The sequence below is a fragment of the uncultured Campylobacter sp. genome (genome assembly GCF_937997535.1).
In the GTDB taxonomy this organism is placed as follows: domain Bacteria; phylum Campylobacterota; class Campylobacteria; order Campylobacterales; family Campylobacteraceae; genus Campylobacter_B.
The window spans coordinates 33,463-51,975 of record NZ_CALKTT010000015.1 but is presented as its reverse complement, the minus strand read 5'-3'; the positions used below and the strand labels follow the sequence as shown (position 1 = coordinate 51,975).

The 18,513-nt window shown below is 46.9% G+C and carries 15 protein-coding genes and 1 pseudogene; 11 read left to right on the top strand and 5 right to left on the bottom strand.

Going from position 1 to position 18,513, the window contains the following annotated elements; genetic code table 11:
* The first annotated feature begins 731 nt into the window (after positions 1-731).
* The 3 genes from moaC to Q0117_RS02110 are packed head-to-tail and all read left to right on the top strand — an operon-like array spanning position 732 to position 2,711.
* A complete protein-coding gene (moaC, locus tag Q0117_RS02120; protein WP_297921869.1) occupies positions 732-1,202 on the top strand; it encodes a cyclic pyranopterin monophosphate synthase MoaC in 471 nt (156 codons plus the stop codon).
* Positions 1,180-1,440 carry a DUF493 domain-containing protein gene (locus Q0117_RS02115; protein ID WP_297921867.1) on the top strand — a complete coding sequence of 87 codons (261 nt, stop codon included), beginning with the start codon at positions 1,180-1,182 and terminating at the stop codon, positions 1,438-1,440. The genes moaC and Q0117_RS02115 overlap by 23 nt, the downstream gene beginning before the upstream one ends.
* Positions 1,441-1,451: 11 nt before the next feature.
* Positions 1,452-2,711: a hypothetical protein gene (locus Q0117_RS02110; RefSeq protein WP_297921864.1), complete on the top strand. Its 1,260-nt coding sequence runs from the start codon at positions 1,452-1,454 to the stop codon at positions 2,709-2,711.
* 316 nt (positions 2,712-3,027) lie between these two features.
* Here Q0117_RS02110 and Q0117_RS02105 read toward each other — a convergent pair whose 3' ends face one another.
* A complete protein-coding gene (locus tag Q0117_RS02105; RefSeq protein WP_297921861.1) occupies positions 3,028-3,156 on the bottom strand; it encodes a hypothetical protein in 129 nt (42 codons plus the stop codon).
* 664 nt (positions 3,157-3,820) lie between these two features.
* On the opposite strand from Q0117_RS02105, the gene Q0117_RS02100 reads away from it, so the two are divergent.
* The 5 genes from Q0117_RS02100 to Q0117_RS02080 all read left to right on the top strand — a co-directional run bounded on the left by Q0117_RS02100 (position 3,821) and on the right by Q0117_RS02080 (position 9,232).
* Positions 3,821-4,630 (top strand): M48 family metallopeptidase, encoded by an 810-nt coding sequence (locus Q0117_RS02100; RefSeq protein WP_005873024.1) that lies wholly within the window; start codon positions 3,821-3,823, stop codon positions 4,628-4,630.
* Between the two features lie 683 nt (positions 4,631-5,313).
* Complete coding sequence (locus Q0117_RS02095; RefSeq protein ID WP_297921872.1) at positions 5,314-6,627, top strand: hemolysin family protein; 1,314 nt, start codon at positions 5,314-5,316, stop codon at positions 6,625-6,627.
* A gap of 643 nt (positions 6,628-7,270) precedes the next feature.
* Positions 7,271-8,584, top strand: a complete 1,314-nt coding sequence (locus Q0117_RS02090) for a sodium-dependent transporter (RefSeq protein WP_297921858.1) — start codon at positions 7,271-7,273, stop codon at positions 8,582-8,584.
* 124 nt (positions 8,585-8,708) lie between these two features.
* Positions 8,709-8,972, top strand: coding sequence for a type II toxin-antitoxin system RelB/DinJ family antitoxin (locus Q0117_RS02085; protein WP_295152683.1), 264 nt, complete (start codon positions 8,709-8,711; stop codon positions 8,970-8,972).
* Positions 8,969-9,232: a Txe/YoeB family addiction module toxin gene (locus tag Q0117_RS02080; protein WP_291938836.1), complete on the top strand. Its 264-nt coding sequence runs from the start codon at positions 8,969-8,971 to the stop codon at positions 9,230-9,232. The genes Q0117_RS02085 and Q0117_RS02080 overlap by 4 nt, the downstream gene beginning before the upstream one ends.
* 651 nt (positions 9,233-9,883) lie before the next feature.
* Here Q0117_RS02080 and Q0117_RS02075 read toward each other — a convergent pair.
* From Q0117_RS02075 to Q0117_RS02065, 3 genes and pseudogenes are all read right to left on the bottom strand, one after another.
* A pseudogene (locus Q0117_RS02075) lies at positions 9,884-12,400 on the bottom strand (molybdopterin guanine dinucleotide-containing S/N-oxide reductase).
* Complete coding sequence (locus Q0117_RS02070) at positions 12,397-13,005, bottom strand: cytochrome C (RefSeq protein WP_297921855.1); 609 nt, start codon at positions 13,003-13,005, stop codon at positions 12,397-12,399. Before Q0117_RS02070 ends, Q0117_RS02075 begins: the two are co-directional and overlap by 4 nt.
* A gap of 20 nt (positions 13,006-13,025) precedes the next feature.
* Positions 13,026-13,625, bottom strand: a complete 600-nt coding sequence (locus tag Q0117_RS02065) for a disulfide bond formation protein B (RefSeq protein ID WP_297921850.1) — start codon at positions 13,623-13,625, stop codon at positions 13,026-13,028.
* Positions 13,626-13,929: 304 nt separating this feature from the next.
* On the opposite strand from Q0117_RS02065, the gene Q0117_RS02060 reads away from it, so the two are divergent.
* Positions 13,930-14,337, top strand: coding sequence for a DUF805 domain-containing protein (locus Q0117_RS02060; protein WP_297921847.1), 408 nt, complete (start codon positions 13,930-13,932; stop codon positions 14,335-14,337).
* Positions 14,338-14,482: 145 nt separating this feature from the next.
* Here the strand turns inward: Q0117_RS02060 and Q0117_RS02055 are convergent, their stop codons facing one another.
* The gene (locus Q0117_RS02055) at positions 14,483-15,064 is read right to left on the bottom strand and encodes a Crp/Fnr family transcriptional regulator (protein ID WP_297921844.1); all 582 of its coding nucleotides are present in this window, start codon (positions 15,062-15,064) and stop codon (positions 14,483-14,485) included.
* Positions 15,065-15,191: 127 nt separating this feature from the next.
* On the opposite strand from Q0117_RS02055, the gene Q0117_RS02050 reads away from it, so the two are divergent.
* Positions 15,192-15,758 carry a hypothetical protein gene (locus Q0117_RS02050; protein ID WP_297921841.1) on the top strand — a complete coding sequence of 189 codons (567 nt, stop codon included), beginning with the start codon at positions 15,192-15,194 and terminating at the stop codon, positions 15,756-15,758.
* Between the two features lie 13 nt (positions 15,759-15,771).
* On the top strand, positions 15,772-18,219 hold the full coding sequence (locus tag Q0117_RS02045; RefSeq protein ID WP_297921838.1) for a molybdopterin-dependent oxidoreductase: 2,448 nt from the start codon (positions 15,772-15,774) through the stop codon (positions 18,217-18,219).
* Positions 18,220-18,513: the final 294 nt, after the last annotated feature.

The following is an 18,513-nucleotide window of genomic DNA, read 5'->3' as shown; positions in this document are numbered from 1 at the left end:
ACGGCAAAATCGATATCAACGACGCAAGTAGCTTTTTGGGCGATCTTTTAGGAGGAGGCGCAAACGGCGAAGATAAGGGGTTAAATTTAGGCAGCCTGCTAAAAACGTTTAAAATTTAAACGAGGCTGAATTTCAAACGCAGGTCGGATTTTGCGCGACTATGCTTAAATTTGCACGCGTTATTTTAATCCGTGCCTGCACCGTTTAACGCTCGCGTGAAGGGTTAAATTTACGCTGCATTGCGCGCGAAGCCTTGGACTTAGACAAAACGAGCTTAAATTTAGAGCAAGACGGCGTTTAATTTAAGCCGCTTCTTTGTAGCATTTTATTTATGCTGCCGCGACATAGCACTCTGCTCCGCTCTTTTGATCGTCCATATTGAGCCAAAATAACCACAAACTGCTTTAAATTTTATCTTTGCTCTTTAACGTCCGCTTTAAATTTAGTCGTTCTTTAACTCCGTTTTGTTTTACCGCCCATTCAAATGCCCGCACAGCGCGTCAAAGCATACAGTCAAATTTCATCAAAATTTTAAAAACGACTATAAATTAAACGCGAAAGAGTTCGCCTGAAAAGGATATATTTTCTTTCTATTTACTGTTTAGGTAGTATAATCGTTCTCGTCCGACAAGATAAAACCTCCTTTTTGTATGAAGCCTGAGTTTAAAAGCTCGGGCTTTTTTTATGTCCGAAATTCTGCTATAATCCCGCCAAAAACTGCAAGGAATTTTATGCTTACACATATCGACGAAAATAATATGCCGCGCATGGTAGATGTCGGCGCTAAGGATGATAGCGAGCGTGTAGCCACCGCTAGCGGCATCATCCGCATGAGCGCGGAGGCATTTGCCGCCGTTAAGCAAAACACGGCTAAAAAAGGCCCCGTGCTTCAAACCGCCGTCGTTGCCGCGATAATGGGCGCTAAAAAGACGAGCGAACTAATACCAATGACTCATCCGCTTACGATTACTTCGATTAAAACAGACATTGAGGAGCTTGCGAGCGAGTGCGCATTTAAGCTTTTCGTAACTGTAAAAATCACGGGCAAAACGGGCGTCGAGATGGAGGCGCTAACGGGCGTGAGCGTGGGGCTGCTGACGATTTACGATATGCTAAAAGCGATAGATAAATCGATGCAGATCACCGATGTCGTGTTGCAGCGTAAAGAGGGAGGCAAGAGTGGCGTGTATACTAGGAGCTGAAAAGCCAAAAATCGACTATCCGCTCTTTTGGGAATATAAAATTATCCTGGACGCAAGCACCCAAAAGCGCGAGCAGATCGATGAAATTTTAAAGGGCGAAAATTACAAAATAGACTTTTCGCGCTTTTCAAACGGCGGCAAATATATGAGCTTCAACGTAAGCGTTTTCGTTAAAGACGACTTGCATCGAAACGAAATTTTCGAGCGCTTAAAAGCCCACTTTAAATATGTATTGTGATAGGAGATGAAATGAAAGAAGCGATAATCAAAAAATTCGGCGCCGATCTCGCACAAATTCCACAAGCCGAGCTAGCCTCATATGTGCAAGAGCTCGCCTTGCAAGAAGCCACGAAGGCTTTGTGTGAGCTTGACGACGAGAGTAAAAGCGCCAAAAGCACGCAATTAATCCTAGACTTCGCAGCCGAGTTAAAAGACGCGGGCACGCTTAGCGATGAGACGGCAGAAGCCCTACTTAACAGCGTTAAAAAGGCGCTGTGTGACGAGGACGAGCAGGCTCTTTACAAGCTCATCTACGACTACGACGATCTGCGCAAAAAGATCGCTTGTAAACAAAAGGCGATTAAAACCCTTGTTTTGCGCAGCTACGACGATCTGGATACCGCGCTGCAAAACGCAAGCGAAGCGGAGCTAAAAGAACGCATAGGCTCGGCGCTACAGCGAGCGATCGCGAGCAAACTACCGCTTGCGGACGTACTTAAAGAAGCAAGCGAACTAGCCTTCATAAGCGTGCTCGAAAGCGGCACCGACATCGAGGATACCGCGCACGAGACGGCGAAAAATATCGCATTTTCAGCTATCGGCGACGGAGAATTTACGAAATTCCGCACAAAAGAAATTTCAAAAATCATCATAAATCGCGCGATTTTCGTCGCAAACGAGAGCAAAAATACAGCCTCTGCGCTGATTAGAGGCGCGATTTTAGGCTGCTACGACGGCATAAACAAAGCCGCCGAAAGATACCGCGACGAGCTAAGTTTCTCGCCAGCAAGCGACGCGCAGAGCCTAGAGAACGAAAGGCTTCAAATTTCGCAGATGAGCGAGCTATTTAGCGCCGTGCTAAGCGACGCGGTCGCAAGCTCGGAGGAGCCCGCCAAAAGCGAGATCGCCAAGATCGCCGATGAAGAATTCGGCGGCTACCTGGCTAAATTTAGAAAAATTTCAAGCGATCTTGCCGAGCAGCTAAGCGCCAAAATCGGCGAGATCGAGCTTGGCGAGCGCGCAAAAAAGGCGAGCGCCAAAGCGCGCGAAATCACTCAAGAGCTGAGTCAAAAAAGCGCCAAAATCATCGAAAACCTCGATCTGGACGAGAAACTGGACGCAATCAAAAAAGAGCTTAGCGAATTTGAAAAGAAGATGAGCCAAAAATTTGCCGAGCTAAAAAGTTCCGAGGTCGCCAAAAACGTAAGCGAAAGGGCGCGCGAGATGAGCGCTAAGGCTTACGAGGCCGCAAAAGAAACGATCGCCAAGCTAAAATCCAAAAAGGACTAAATGGGCGCCGCGGGCGCGAAATCCTAGCGTCAAGTATGGCGCCCACGGCTTTACGTTGCATAATTTACTCGCTTGCCTTAAAGTCCGCACCCTCCAAATAATGGAGCTTTCGTTAGAGTTTGCGAGGCCTGCGCAGAATTCTTTATGCGCTCTAACGGCGCTGTAAAATTCCATGCCGATAAAGAATTTTACGAATTTTGCATAGCTAAATTTAGATGCGCGCTGCAAAATTCCGTGCCGCCAAAAATCCTACGGCGATGCGAGACCCCGGTCCAACCAAATCTTGCCGCAGCGATAAAATTCTAAGTGTAAAATTTTATAGCTGACGCGGCACATATAAAATTCCAAAGCCGGCGCGGATTTTTAAGCTTAAAATTTCATCGCATAGATTTGCGTAGCCGAATTTTAAAATTCTAAACGCGTAAAATTTTAAAATTCCGTCCAAAATGATACAGTGCGACTTGCAGTTTGAAATTTTATCCCGACGCGCAAATGAAATTTCGCGAGATAAATTCTAAGAAAAAGCACTTATGGCGTTTGACATTTCTGCGATCATTTCAATTCCAATAAAACGCAATTTCATTGCAGCACAAGATGCAGTGGTGTAGTGCCTTTTGCCAAGTTAATAATTAGAATTTATGCGCCACGAAATACGAACGCGACTCATCTCGAATCATAGCGACATCCGAACCCATTTTATCGCACGATTTAATCGCATAAATTTTAAACCGATCTTGCTGCGCCCGGGCCGAGCGCCTGGTGTAAATAAAATTCTACCGGATTTATCGTTGCGTAAATTTAAAACCGCGCTCCCGCTCTATTTGGGCGCAGAGGCGCCTTATTTATACAACGTCGCACTTGGATTTGGATAAATCCACTACTTTCACATAGCAATGCCTCGTTTACGCCGCGATAAAATTCTGCGAAATCACCGCTAAATTTTATCGCTAAATTACAAAGCCCAATTCTATTTTAAAGGCGACGGCCGTCCTTAAATTTCACGACAAATTCCAAATAGATCGCGCCTGCAAAATCCGGCAATCCAAAATAAAATTCTAAAAATTTAATCAAATTTCGCTAAAATCGCCGCAAAATTCCAAGGAGAAAAGATGAAAAAATTAGCTCTTTTAATATCCTTTGCTGCGATGATGATTTTTACCGGCTGCGCGAGTACCACGCAAGGCGGCGCCGTAGGCATCGACCGCTCGCAATTCATCACAGTAAGCGAAGCTGAAATGGATCAAAGTGCCGCGCTTGCCTACAAGCAAATTACCGCCCAAGCAAACGCCAAGCACGTCCTAAATACCGATAAAAAGCTAACTGATCGCGTTAGAGGCATCTCGAAGCGCCTAATCGCTCAAGTCGGCGCATTCCGCAAAGACGCACTAAAATGGAACTGGCAGGTAAACGTAATCAACGACCCTACGATCAATGCTTGGTGTATGCCTGGCGGTCGCATCGTCGTATATACGGGCATCATCGAAAAGCTTAAACTTACCGATGCCGAGCTGGCTGCTATTTTGGGGCACGAGATGTCGCACGCACTGCGCGAACACAGTCGTGAGCGAGCCTCGACTGAACAGATGAAAGATGTCGGTATCGCTGTAGCAAGCTCCGCAGCAGGGCTTGGAGATCTGGGCTCAGCGGCTTTGAACATGGCGGCGCAGTACACTTTCACGCTGCCGTTTTCGCGCACGCATGAGACGGAGGCCGATCTGATGGGTGTCGAGCTGATGGCGCGCGCAGGATACGATCCAAGGGCGGCGATAAACGTCTGGGAGAAGATGAACAAGCTAAATGAGAGCCATCCGCTTAAATTTATGTCCACGCACCCTTCAAACGACGATCGCATCGCCGATCTAAAAGAGGTGATGCCGAAAGTCTTGCCGCTTTACGAGGCCGCCACAAGAAATAGATAGTCTTGCGATTTAAAATTTCGCAAGAGTTTGCGCGCTGAGGTTTTTTTAAGTAGCAGGTTTTATCGTCGCATTTAAATTTCTTAATGGGCTTGCGCGCGGCGCTAGGATTATCCGCCGCCGCGCATAAGCTCTATCGCGATAAAATCTCGCCGCAACAAAGGTCTGCCGCAGCGCGAAATTTTAAATTACCGCAAAATTCCACCAATACGCGCGATAAATATAATCCGCTCCGAGACAAAATTTCATTTCAAAACGCAAGCGCCGGGCGAAATTCCGTCGTATAGAAAGCCGAACGTCCGTCGCTACAGAATTCTACGGCGCAAAATTTTACGATTTTAAGCGCGACGAAATTTGAAGTAAAATTTTGCTCCTTCGGGCGCAGATAGAATTTCGCTGCGGCCGTATACAAATGAAATTTTGCAATCGCAGCCCGGTATGAAAATAAAATTTATTCGGCCGGGTGGCAGAATTTTAGCGCTATTTTGCGCAGCGGCAGGTCTCGCGCGGGCAGATGAAATTTTACGCGATAAAAGGAGAAAAATTTCAACTTCGCAGAATTCTACGTACGGGCGCGAGGCATTTTCCATATCTTTTGGATTTTAAAGCGTTTTTAGATATAATCATAAATATTTATTTTTAAATTTCAAAGGATAAGAAATTTGGACACGGACAGTTCGGTTTTAATGTTAGTTTTAGCTTTTGTATTCATCTTTATGAATGCTTTTTTTGTGCTTTCGGAATTCTCAATCGTCAAAGTAAGAAAGTCTCGCCTCGAAGAGCTTATCAAGGATAAAATTCCAAACGCAAAGCTCGCTTTTAAAATTTCAAACTCCCTAGACACCTACCTCAGCGCCACACAGCTAGGCATCACGATAAGTTCGCTCGCCCTCGGCTGGATCGGCGAGCCAGCAGTATCGAGACTGATCGAGCTGCCGCTAAGATCCATCGGTATAGGCGGCGGAGCGGCGGCACATACGATCGCCTTCGTCATATCTTTTACGCTCGTTACGCTATTTCACGTCGTACTTGGCGAGCTAGTGCCAAAATCCATCGCTATTGCCAAAACCGAGAAGATCGTGCTTTTTATCTCCAGACCGCTTCATATTTTTTGGATTATGTTTTTTCCAATCATAAAGGCATTTGACTTCATCGCTGCCGTCTCACTTAAAATCATCGGCGTAAAGCCCGCTAAAGAGAGCGAGCTTGCGCTTTCTGACGAGGAGATCAAAATCATCGCAAGCGAGAGCCTAAAAGGCGGCGTACTCGATAGCCTCGAGACCGAGATCATCAAAAACGCCGTCGATTTCAGCGACACCGTCGCTAAAGAGATAATGACGCCGAGGCGCGATCTAGTTTGCCTAAATAAGCAAAAAAGCTACGACGAAAACTATGCAACCGTCTTGCAGTCGAAATTTACGCGCTTTCCGTATATCGACGGCAGCAAAGATAACGTCCTAGGCCTCATCCACATCCGCGACATCATCCAGCAAAAGGGAGATAAAAGCTTCGATAAAATCGTGCGCAAGCTCATCATCGTGCCTGAAAACAGCCCGATCTCTAAAATTTTGCCTATGATGAATAAGCAGCGTATTTTTGCCGCGCTCGTCATCGACGAATACGGCGGCACGGCGGGATTTTTGACGATGGAAGATATAATAGAAGAAATTTTTGGCGACATCAACGACGAGCACGACGCGAATGCACAAAATTTTAAATGTATCGACGAGAACACCTTTGAGTTTAGAGGCCGCTTCGAGATCGAAGGCGTCGAGGAGGTGATGGGCATTGACTTCGACGAGGAGACCGAGCAGCTAACGATCGGCGGCTACGTCTTTAACCTCTTCGGCAGCCTACCTGAAATCGGCGATAAAATAAGCGATGAAAACTGTGACTACGAAGTGCTGCGAATGGATGGCACAAGAGTTTCGCTCGTAAAAGCGATCAAAAAAGCAGTCGCGCAACCGCAAGAAAACGAAGAAGCGGAGAAAAATAACTAAGTCAAAGTGTGAGTTAATAAAATTCGCTCTGTGATGCTGCGTGCCGGAAATTTCAAGCGCGCTGCCGCTTGCGACGCTCTCAATCCCCATATATGGCAAAAATTTATTCGCCGCTCCCGCATAGATACCGTAATAGCGAGCGCAGGAATTCCCACCGCCCTTCAGAGCGTCATAAAAGTGCTATTTATAAGCGCGCTGCAAACGAAAGGCGAAATTCTACCGCGAAAATTCTGCCAGAGCGGTGCCAGATAAAATTTCTTGATAAGCCTGTTTTCAAATTTTGCGAGATCGTAGATTTTAAAAATTTCAAAATTTCGCGGAATTTTAAAATTTCAATTGATCTAAATTTCTCGGCTAACTTAAATATCAAGCCCTGCTACAAGCCTGGGCTAAGCGGATTTTAAAGCCAAAGTCTAAGCGTAAAATTCTAAAATTATTAAAGATAAAATTTTGCCGCGTAGTATCGCAGAATTAACTCTATCGATTTTAATCGTAAAATTTCACCAATCTTACTTTAAAACTTCGCAATTTTAAATTCTAAAAATTCCTAAGTAATCAAGTTGGCACGCCTTAAAATTCCGCATAAATAAATCTTAAATTCCTTTTTGCTACCATAACGAAAATTTTTTGCACGGATGGCTTTATGACAAAACACAAATTCTCATCGCGTTGGGCTTTTATCATCGCTTGCGTGGGCTCCGCCGTAGGTATGGCAAATGTCTGGGGCTTCCCTTATAAACTCGGCACGAACGGCGGCGGCGCATTTTTGCTAATTTACGTTTTTTTCGTAGCGCTGTTTTCATACGTAGGCCTAAGCGCCGAATACGCAATCGGTCGCCGTGCCAAAACAGGCACGCTAGGCTCATACGAATACGCGTGGAAAAGCCGCGGACTGGGCGCTATCGGTAAGGTTATCGGCTGGCTACCGCTTGCCGGTTCGATGTGTATCGCAGTGGGCTATGCCGTCATCATCGCCTACGTTCTAAAAGCGCTAGTCCAAGCCATAGACGGCTCGCTAATGAGTGAAAATACCGATACATGGTTCAACTCTTTTGCCCTGATGCCCTACTCCGTGGTGCCTTATCACTGCATAATCGTCGCAGGCACGTTGCTGACGCTATTTTTCGGCGCCAAAAGCATCGAAAAAACGAATAAAATTATGATGCCGTTATTTTTCGTGCTATTTACAATTTTAGCAGTTAGGGTTGCGACACTGCAAGGCGCTGCAGGCGGATATGCGTTTCTTTTCGGCGCCGATTTTACTAAGCTAGCAGATCCGATGGTTTGGATTTCTGCGATGGGACAGGCATTTTTCTCGCTATCTATTACGGGCTCAGGGATGATCGTCTATGGCGCGTATCTATCCAAGGACGAAGACGTCGTATCTGCGGCGAAGAATACCGCACTATTTGACACGCTAGCCGCTATGGTAGCTGCGCTAGTGATGATCCCTGCAGTATTTGCTTACGGAATGGATCCTGCGGCGGGGCCTAAGCTACTTTTTGTAACTCTGCCTAAAATTTTGCAAGATATGGCAGGTGGTAGAATTTTTGCAGTGATTTTATTTACCGCCGTGATTTTTGGTGGAATTTCATCGCTTCAAAATATGTTCGAAGTAGTCGCTGAATCGCTAATGCATAAGTTTCCAAGGCTAAGCCGTGCATTCACGCTTGCGCTATTGTGCGCGATCTGCCTTGGTGCGGGCCTTGGTATGGAAGCGATAAGCTCATGGGGTCCGTGGATGGACTTTGTATCGATTTATATCATTCCGATCGGAGCGGTAATCGGCGCAATATCGTGGTTTTGGGTGATTAAGCGGAATGAAATTTTAGATGAGATCAATCTGGGCGCAGATAGGGCTCGCGGCAAGCTCTGGTATGATATCGGGCGCTTTGTCTATGTCCCGCTGGCGCTACTTTTATGCATAATCGCGCTTAGTATGCACATTTCGTTTTGAATTAAAATCTTACTAGATTTAGAATTAATAGTATTCTCTCATAATGGAGTTTTAGCAAATCACATTTATAAATCATTGCATTATCCATATAAATAATGTATAATGCAGTCAAAAAGGAGACAATATGACGCGATCTATAAACGTAAATTTTAGAATGGATGCCGAGCTTAAAAAAGGGTTGGAGGAAGTATGCTCTGAAATGGGGCTAAATTTAACTACTGCTTTTACAATATTTGCTAAAAAAGTATTGCAAGAACGCAAAATTCCTTTCGAGCTGACAGCAGATCCCTTTTACAGCCACGAAAATTTATCTCATCTTAAGCGCTCTTTTGACGAATTAAAGGAAAATAGCGGGATTGAGCACGATTTGTTAGAAGCGGATCAATGAAAAAAATCTGGTCGCAAGAAGCTTGGAAGGATTATCTGTATTGGCAGGAAAATGATAAAAATATCCTAAAGCGCATAAATAAGTTAATCCTAGATATAGAGCGTAACGGCTACGATTGTATAGGCAAACCCGAAGCGCTAAAGGGCAATTTATCGGGGCTTTATAGTGTTAGAATAGATGGAAAAAATCGGCTCGTATTTAGAATATCTAATGGCGCCATAGAAATAGCTCAGTGTAAAACTCACTATGGAGATAAGTAAAATACGCACAAAAGCATCAATATCAAAGCGGTAGGATTTGTCCCAAAAAAACTTTCACACCCAAAAAAGGCGTAGAATTTTAAAATTTTATCTTATTTTATGGCTTAAAATTTTGAAATTCAGTGCAGATTTAAAGCAGTAAATTTCAAAATTTTACCTTGGCTGTTAAAAAGAAATTTTGTCGTTAAATTTAACAACAGAAATTACTTTTTAATAAATGCCGTATCTGCAAAAGAGTATCGTGATCTGCTGCAATATTTCAAGGCGCTAAACGTAAAAATAGAAGATCAGACCGACTTTATACCACAGGCTCAAAACAGCGGCTATTTCACCGATAAAAATGAAATTTACAGCTACGGTTTTAACGATACGCAAATTCCGAAGAAAAATTTTAAATGGAAGCTTAGGCGGTTTTTTAGTTTGGATTGAAATTCTAGCCCAAACGGCAAGTTCTTAAATTTAGCGAGAATTTCACGAGCAAATAGGGCGGAGTGGGGCAGCGAGACGAATACCGCTCGCCGCTCCTCTGGCTTGCCGCATTCACAAAGCTATGGCGGGTAAAATTCACTCAGCCCGCTGTCGCAGCAAATCCAAAGCGGGTGTGGTTCGGGGCATAAAAAGCCGCTCTAAAGCCCGAACCGCTCCTGATCCTTACTTCGCCCCTTTTGGCGGCATAAATGCGGTTAGTTTGATATCCTCGCCCGCCTTGTGTTTATAAAGCTCGATATTTACTAACGCCGTGTGCGCGATGTTGCCGTTGGCAAGCTCACTCGTAGGCAGATCGATCGTAAGCACGTTCGGATTTCCGTTTTTGCAAAGCCCCTCGGCGTTAGGATCGTACTACGCGCCTTCGAATATCTGCACCACGCCGCGCATTATGTCGCCGCTTACGTTGGCTCCCGCCAAAATTTCGCCGCGAGCGTTAAACACGCGCACCAGATCGCCCTGCTTGATGCCGAGCTCCTTAGCGTCCTCGGTATTGATCAGCACCGGCTCACGATCTGCGACGGCGTATCTCTTGCGATTTGAGGTATTGCTCTGCTGCGAATGCAAGCGGTCATACGGATGCAGGCTAAGCAGATGAAATTTCGCGGGCTTTTCCTTCATCCCGAGCCACTCGACGGGCTCGAACCACATCGGATGCGCGCCGCAGTCTTTGTAATTCATCGCCTCTATCGTATCGGAGTAAATTTCAATTAGCCCGCTAGGCGTTCCCAAAGCCTCCAAAACGGGATCGTTTCTAAAATCCTCAAACGTCACGTAGGAGGCACTTTCAGGCGTCTCATAAAATTCCGTCGGCTCGTTTTTTTCCCACCACTGCTCAAAGCTCGGCATCTGAATGCCTAAAGCGGTGTTTGCATTTACGGCGCTCGCCGCCCCTTCGTAAAATTCTTTGATCCAGTCCATCTCCGTTTTGCCGCCGTCCGTATAAACCTCGGCAAGCCCGTCCGCGTAAGCCTTGCAAAGGTCGGTAAAAATTTGATAATCGTCCTTTGCGCCGTGCTGCTTGGCGACGACCTGCTTCATCGGGATGATATGCATATTGGAGTAGTCTCCGCTCATCGTGATGTCGTTGCGCTCATACTCCGTCGTGGTCGGGAACACGATGTCCGCCATCTTCGCAGTCGGCGTCCAGTAAATTTCATTCACTACGATGGTGCGCGGCTTGCGCCAAGCCTTGATGTTGGTGTTAGTATCTTGATGATGCACGATCGGATTTCCGCCGACCCAGTAGATAAAATCGATCTTCGGATAAGTGATCTTTGCGCCATTCGCGTCGATCGTCTTGCCCGGATTTAGCAGCGCGTCCGCGATGCGAGCTAGAGGAAAGGCGACCTTCGCCGTATTTACCAGCCACGCTTGAGTAGCTTCGCCGCCTTGCTTCTGATCCTGCGCAAGCCCTAGGAATTTGCCGTCCTTAACGACGCCGACGCTTGCGGCGTTCATTCCGCCGATCACGCCGCCCGCGCAGGTAGGCGCACCGCCGTTAGCGTAGTGGTAGCTAAAGCCGAAGCCGCCTCCGGCAAGTCCTATCTGCCCTAGCATCGCGCATAGAGTTACGATCATCCAGTGCGCCTGCTCGCCGTGATGAGCGCGCTGGATACCCCAACCCGCCATTATCATCGTGCGATTTTCGTAAAATTTTACTGCAAGCTCTTTTATCACGTCCGCACTAATGCCGCAAATTTCGCTAGCCCACTCGGGCGTCTTAGCCACGCCGTCGCTCTGCCCCGTGAGGTACGGCACGAATTTTTCAAAGCCCACGGTATAGTTTTGTAAAAATTCCTTATCGTACTTGCCCTGCGAGTAGAGGTGCTGCGCCATACCCAGCATCATCGCCACGTCGGTGTTCGGGCGAGGGGTGATCCATCGCGCCTTGCCCTCGAAATACTTGCCGCTCACGGTTTTGATCGGATCGATGATGATGATCTCTTTGTCGCTGTTTTTTAACTGCTCGAAATACTTAAATCCCTGCTCGTCCGAGCTCGTCCACGCTACTCGAAGCGTAGAGATCGGATTGAGCCCCCAAAAGACCACTACTTTGGAGTTTTCAAGCACCACCGGCCACGATGTTTGCTGCTCATAAACCTGATTTGAGCCCGTTACGTGCGGCATGATGACCTGCGCCGCGCCCGTAGAGTAATCGCCCGTGACGCCCGTAAAGCCGCCGGTTAAATTCATAAATCTATGAAGCAGCGTCCTTGAGACATGCACGTTACCCGTGCTCTGCCAGCCGTAGCTGCCCGCAAACACCGAGCTTGCGCCCTTTTGCTCGCGCGTCTTTTTAAGCTCGCGCGCGACGAGCTTGATCGCGTCTTCATATTTTACCTCGACCCATTCGTCAAGCCCTCGAAGCTCGGGCTTTGGATTATCTGGGTCGGCGAGATATGATTTTCGCACCATCGGCGCTTTGATACGCGTGTTATAAACGAGATCCGCCATCGTATTTTGAAGAGTATTTGGAATTTTAGAGGTGATCTTCCACGGCGCGGATTTTACGATCTTGCCGTTTTTAACGCTCGCTTTTAAAATTCCCCATCGCGCCGCAGTTAAAATTTCGCCGTTTTTCTTAAGCGCGGTGAGTTTATCTGCCGCGAGCATCGAGCTTGGGATGAGCGGAAGCGCCGAGACCGCCACGCCGAGCTTTAAAAAATTTCGTCTTTTCATTTCATATCCTTTAAATTTACGTCCTTGGAGTGCTTTTGCAGATACTGTACCACCGTCCAGCTCTCGTCTTTGCTAATAGGCGTACGCGAAAGCATCGATTTTATGTAGCCCGGCCATCTGTTCGCTTCGTAGTCGGCCGGCTGGTGCAGAGCGTGACAGACGCTACACGAGGCTTCGAATTTCTCTTTAGCGCCAGCGAAAATTTTATCCACGTCGCCGCTTAGCGCGCCCTCGTCGGTGTAGGCGGTTATTTTAACTTTATTAAAGCCGTCCTCTTCGCCCAAACTCTCGCTTTGAAATTTAGCCTGCTTCGAAAACGCCACCGCGATTATGCGCGCTTTAGGCGTGAAATAAATAACGTTGGGCGCCTTTGGATTTTGATAGCCGATGATCGAAAATTTCACCGCTCCGTCCTTGACCTCCAAAACCTCTATGGCGTTTGTGGGCAGCAGCCTGCCGTCCTTGTGCGACAAATCGCCGCTTACGCTTACCTGCTTTAGCACCGTGCCATAAAGCGTCTCGCCCGCCTTAACCTCGGCGTTTGCACAGCTTGCGATCACAGCCGCAAGAGCCGCCGCAGCCGCAATAGAATTTAAAAACTTCATGCTTATCCTTTCTTAAAATTTTAAAAACTTCTCGTAAATCTGCCGTATAAAAAGCCCGCAAATATCACGGCCAAAATAGCCGCGAATGCCGCAAACACTACCTGTGCGCACTGCGCCGCGTCTGCAAATTTAATGCTCGGCACCAGATAGAACCCCTCGCCGTAAAATCCGCCGAAAAAGCTCTGCACTTCGCTAAGCGCGGTGCCTGCGGGGAAGGACGGAGTGCCCGTGCAGCTTGCGGGGCGAAATAGCTCCGGTAGCAGGCTATCAAGCGGCGCCGCAAAAGGAAATGCGGGTGCTGCGAGGCAATTTGCGGTATCTGCGGCGGGGTGCGGCGCAGAGCTTTGTAAATAGCCGTATATCGCGCCTGCAAAGCCGAGCAGGTAAGCAATGAGCCTTGCTATGAAGCCAAACGGCAGCAGCAAGCCGATGAGCGCGCCCACGCCCGCTACGGCAAAGCCCAGACGCACGAGGGCGCTCGCCTGCGTAGGCGACATAAAAAGGTAGCGTTGAAAGAAAAAATACGATACCGCAATATACCCTGCGCTTATCACAAAGAGCCAAAACCACGGCGTGGCAGTATTTTGCCACGCGTAAATCTTTAAAATCAATCTATTCAAGATCTCCTCCGTCTTATAAAATTCTTAAGAATACTTTTTAATCTTAAGATTTAAATTTATGAGGGAATTATAGCAATAAAAGATAAAAATTCGAGTCTGTATTGCCCTAAATATCGGAGTTTTATAAGCTTTAAACTTAACGTATAAAATTTCAATTTTAAAAATTAACGCTCTTTGCGTGGTGGCGGAAAGTTTTTGAGATATGAAATTAAAATAGTAGATTTTATAAAATTTAATCAATATAAAGGACAAATTTAAGTGCCATTGTTATATAATTTATCTTATTTTTAAAAAGGAGTTTGAGATGACTTTTATGGAGTCTGTTCGCACTTGTCTCAAAGAGAATTATTGCAACTTTGAGGGGCGTGCACCACGTTCAGAGTACTGGTGGTTTGCATTATTTGCGGCACTTTTAGGAATTATAACGTTAGTATTGGATGGCTTTTTAGGCACCTATGCCGTTACGAGTTCCGGTAGAATGATCGGTTTCATTAACTCAATCTTTTTATTGGCAATACTTTTACCTTCTATTGCCGTAGCGGTAAGGCGTCTGCACGATACCGATAGAAGCGGCTGGTTTTATCTGTTAATTTTTGTCCCGATAATAGGCCCGGTAGTATTGCTCGTATTTTTTATCCAGCAAGGCACTAACGGAGGCAACCGCTTTGGAGACGATCCGTTGCGACCCGCAAGCAGAGGCTCGATTTTTTAAACGTAGCTTTGTAGCACACATAAGCTTTGCAAATAAGCTAAATTTAGGGCTAATCCCATTTTGGTTTTAGCCCTTTGTCTTATGAGGCGGTTCCGCTTAAAATAATCCTTTTCGTCTAAATTTAGATCCCCTGCGCAGATTCAGACTATAAAATTTTAATCCTATTGCCCTTTAATTTCACGATCTTTTTGTCGTTTACGAGCTTCGTAATCGCTGAGGAGACGTTTTGGCGAGGCGCGCCGAGTAGGCTTGCCAGCGTCATTATATTAAAGGGAAGCTCCGCAATCTTATCGGCGTTTGCGATGCGATTTAAAAAATTTAAAATCCGCGTCCGGATTTTCGCAAAGACGATCTCTTTTATTAAAATCCGCTGCGAGTGGAGGTTTTTAATAAGCGCGTTTATGATCGAGCTTGCAAACTCATCTCCTAGCAACTCGAAAAGCTCCGAGATATTGATCTGCAGCGTCTCGCAGTCGCTTAAAATTTCAAGGCTCGTGTTTTTATCCAAGCAGACGTAGGCGCCGCTTTTTACGAAGCTAAAGATAAATTCCTTGCCGTTTTCGTAGCAGTTTAGCTTCGCCCTGCCGCGCAGCAGAATGATAAATTTAAACTTTTGCGCGTAGATCACGTCGCCGCGAGCGTAGCTTTCGTGCCTAAATTTAGCAATCCGCTCCCTGCTTAAAAAGTCGAATTTCTCGCTGTAATCGTTATTTAGTCTATCTATCATAGCAGCTCTTTGCATAAAATTTCACGTAAATTTTACATAAAAAGGATAAATTCGTCGCAATCGCGACAAATTTAAATTTATCTTTGATTTATAATTCGCGTTAAAGACAACCCAGAAAGGATACTTTATGAGGAAAATTTTTATCTCATTTATCTGTGCGTGTTCGCTTTTTGGCGGCGAGGTGATCTCCAAAACCGTTACGATCTCGCAAGACGGCAAAGCAATCGGCGAGGCTGAAATTTTAACGCCGATCGAGGTGATATCCAGCGATGGCGGCGTTACCAAGATTAAAATTAAAGGCGTCGTGAGCGAAAACTATCAGCTTCAAATACAAAAAAATATGAAAGAAGCTGAAATTTACGCGATTTTTACGAATGAAGCCGAAGCAAATTTTAAAAAGGGCAAAAAGCTCGAGGACGATTACGGCGAGATCTGGTATGAGGCCGAGGGGATTTACGAGATCAGTTCGGATGCCGTAGCCAAGGACGCTAAGGCGCTTTATGCGGAGGCAAAGACAAACTACGAGCAGATCTGCTCTGCGTGTCATAGGCTTCACGAGCCGAATAGCTTCACGGCAAATCAATGGCCTGCGAATCTGCAAGAGATGATCAACGCAAACTACGTAGCGCTCGAGGGCGACGAGCTAAATTTGATCATAAAATACCTACAACACAACGCAAAAAAACCTGAATGACAAAGGAGATCAGATGAAAAGGCGAGACTTTTTAAAGGCAGGGATTTTAGGCGCAAGCGCAGCAAGCGCTAGCAGGATTGAGGGAGTAACGCAGACGATTTTTGATAACAAAAAGGTATTCGGCGCGAATAGATTCGGCCCTTTTTGGCTAAATTTAAACTCGTCGCAGATCGTTTCGGTAAGCGATTTTGAAGGCGATAAATTTCCAAATACGATGAATTACAGCTTGCCCGATAATATCCAAAATGAAAACCGCGTGCTCTATCCGATGGTGCGTAAAAGCTATCTGAAGGCTAAAGGCACGGCAAAGAGCGAACTGCGCGGCAAAGAGGAGTTCGTGCGCGTTAGCTGGGACGTAGCTCTTGATCTAGCGGCGAAGGCTTTGAAAGAAAATTTCGACAAATACGGCGCCGAGGCGATCTACGGCGAGTGCTACTGGTGGGGCGGCAGCGGTAAGATCGGCTGGGGGCGCACCGTAGCGCACCGAATGCTTAAAATTTTAGGCGGCTACGTAGAGGAAAGCGGCGATTACTCCACCGGCGCGGGGCTCGTCATCATGCCTCACGTGCTGGGCTCAAGCGCCGTTTATGATGCGCCTACTACGTGGAAAGCGATCGTCAAAAACGCCAAAAACGTCGTATTTTGGGCGACTGATCCTGCGGTAACCAATCAAATTTCATCCGTTCCGCCTACGCACGACGGCTATATCGGCATGCAAGAGCTTAAAAAATCTGGCATCAAAACCTACAGCGTAAACGTGATGAGAAACGACACCGCGCGTTACTTCGGCAGCGAAGATATAATCGTGCGCCCAAACACCGATACCGCACTCATCATCGGTATGTGCCATTATCTGTTTACGAATAAGCTCTACGATGAGGAATTTATCAAAAAATACACCGTCGGGTTTAATAAATTTAAAGCGTATTTTCTAGGCGAGAGCGATAAAATCGTAAAGGATGCAGCTTGGGCGAGCAAAATTTGCGGACTTAGCGAGGAGGCTATTGCGAAATTTGCTACGGCGCTTGCAAAGGAGCCGAGCACGATCCTGATCGGTCGCGGTTTGCAGCGCGCAGATCACGGCGAGCAGCCTTTCTGGGCGCTAGTGGCGCTTAATGCGATGCTGGGATATATCGGCAAGGAGGGGCTCGGCTTTGAATTTAGCTTGGGCTACGGCTCTGCGGGCGCTACGAACAAGGTGGCTCCTATTTTAAAGGGACTTAGCACGCGCATAGATGAAAAATACGAAAATACGGGCTCTGCGCCTTGGAAAAGCGCGAAAAATATCACCATCCCGTCCTCTCGCAGCATAGAGGCGCTGGAGCATCCGGGCAAGCAGATCGATTATGACGGCACCAAGATCAAACTGCCGCATATGAGAGTCGCGTATATGGCGTGCGGATCGATGTTTACGCGCCATCAGGACGTGAATAATATTGTGAGGCAATGGCGTAAATTTGACACCGTCATCACCGCCGAGCCTTACTGGACGAGTACGGCGAAGCTTAGCGACATCGTGCTTCCCGTCGCGATCGAGGTCGAGCGCAACGACATCAACCAAACGGGCGCTACGGGCGAATATATAGTCGCTTACAGACCTGCAATCGAGCCGATGGGCGAGAGCAAGAGCGACTTTTGGATCTGCGAGCAGATCTGCAAGCGCTGGGGATACGGCGAGGTCTTTAGCGAGGGCAAGGACGAGCTAGGCTGGATGAAGGAATTCTACGCAGATGCCGTAGAGCAAGCCAAAGGCCTAAATATAACGATGCCTAGCTTTGAGGAATTTTACGACAAAGGCTTCGTGCGCTTTGAAAAGGACGACGAGACCAGCGCGCTATACACGCGCCTTGTGGCATTCCGCGAAAATCCCGCCAAAAACCGCCTCGGCACGCCGTCGGGTAAGATCGAGCTTTACTCGCCCGTAATCGCTAAGATGGGCTATGCCGACTGCCCGCCGATGCCTACTTGGATCGAGCCTAAGGAGTGGCTGGGAGATGCGAAAAAGACGGCGAAGTACCCGATCCACGTCGTAAGCCCGCACTCTCGCTACCGCCTGCACAGCCAGCTAAACAACTCGATCATCAGAAATTTTGCCGAGGTTAGCGGCAGAGAGCCGGTGCTTATCAATCCAAAAGACGCCGAAGCACGCGGGCTTGCAAATGGCGACATCGTGCGCGTTTTCAACGATCGCGGCGAAATTCTAGCGGGCGTGCTCGTCACCGACATCGTGCCCGAGCGCGTCGCAGCGATCTGCGAGGGCGCGTGGTATGACCCCGAGGTTTGGGGCGAGAAGAGCCTCTGCCAGCACGGCTGCGTAAACGTGCTTACGTTTGATAAGGGCACGTCAAGTCTCGCGCAGAGCAACTCGGCTCACACCGTGCTAGCGCAGATTGAGAAATTTAAGGGAGAGATTAAGCCGATTACGGCATTTGGTAAACCTAAAATCCTACAATCTTTGTAGCGCGTCGTCTTTTAAGCGTCTTTGAATGAGCTAGAAAATTTCGCCCTGCGACAGGCTAATTGCCTAGTCTTGGGACGAAATTTTCGTCGCAACATTCAAATCCATCTTAAAATACTTCCGCTTACGTTTTTCTGGCGGCGCGTCGTCTCGTCTTGCAAATCTTGGCTTGCCTTTTTGTGCTCAAATTTAATTCATCAAACTTTGAGCGTAAATTTACTTTCTTTCATATTCGTCAAATTCAAACGTAAATTTTGCGCGGATTAAAAACTCTGCTAAAATTCGCTCAAATTTAAC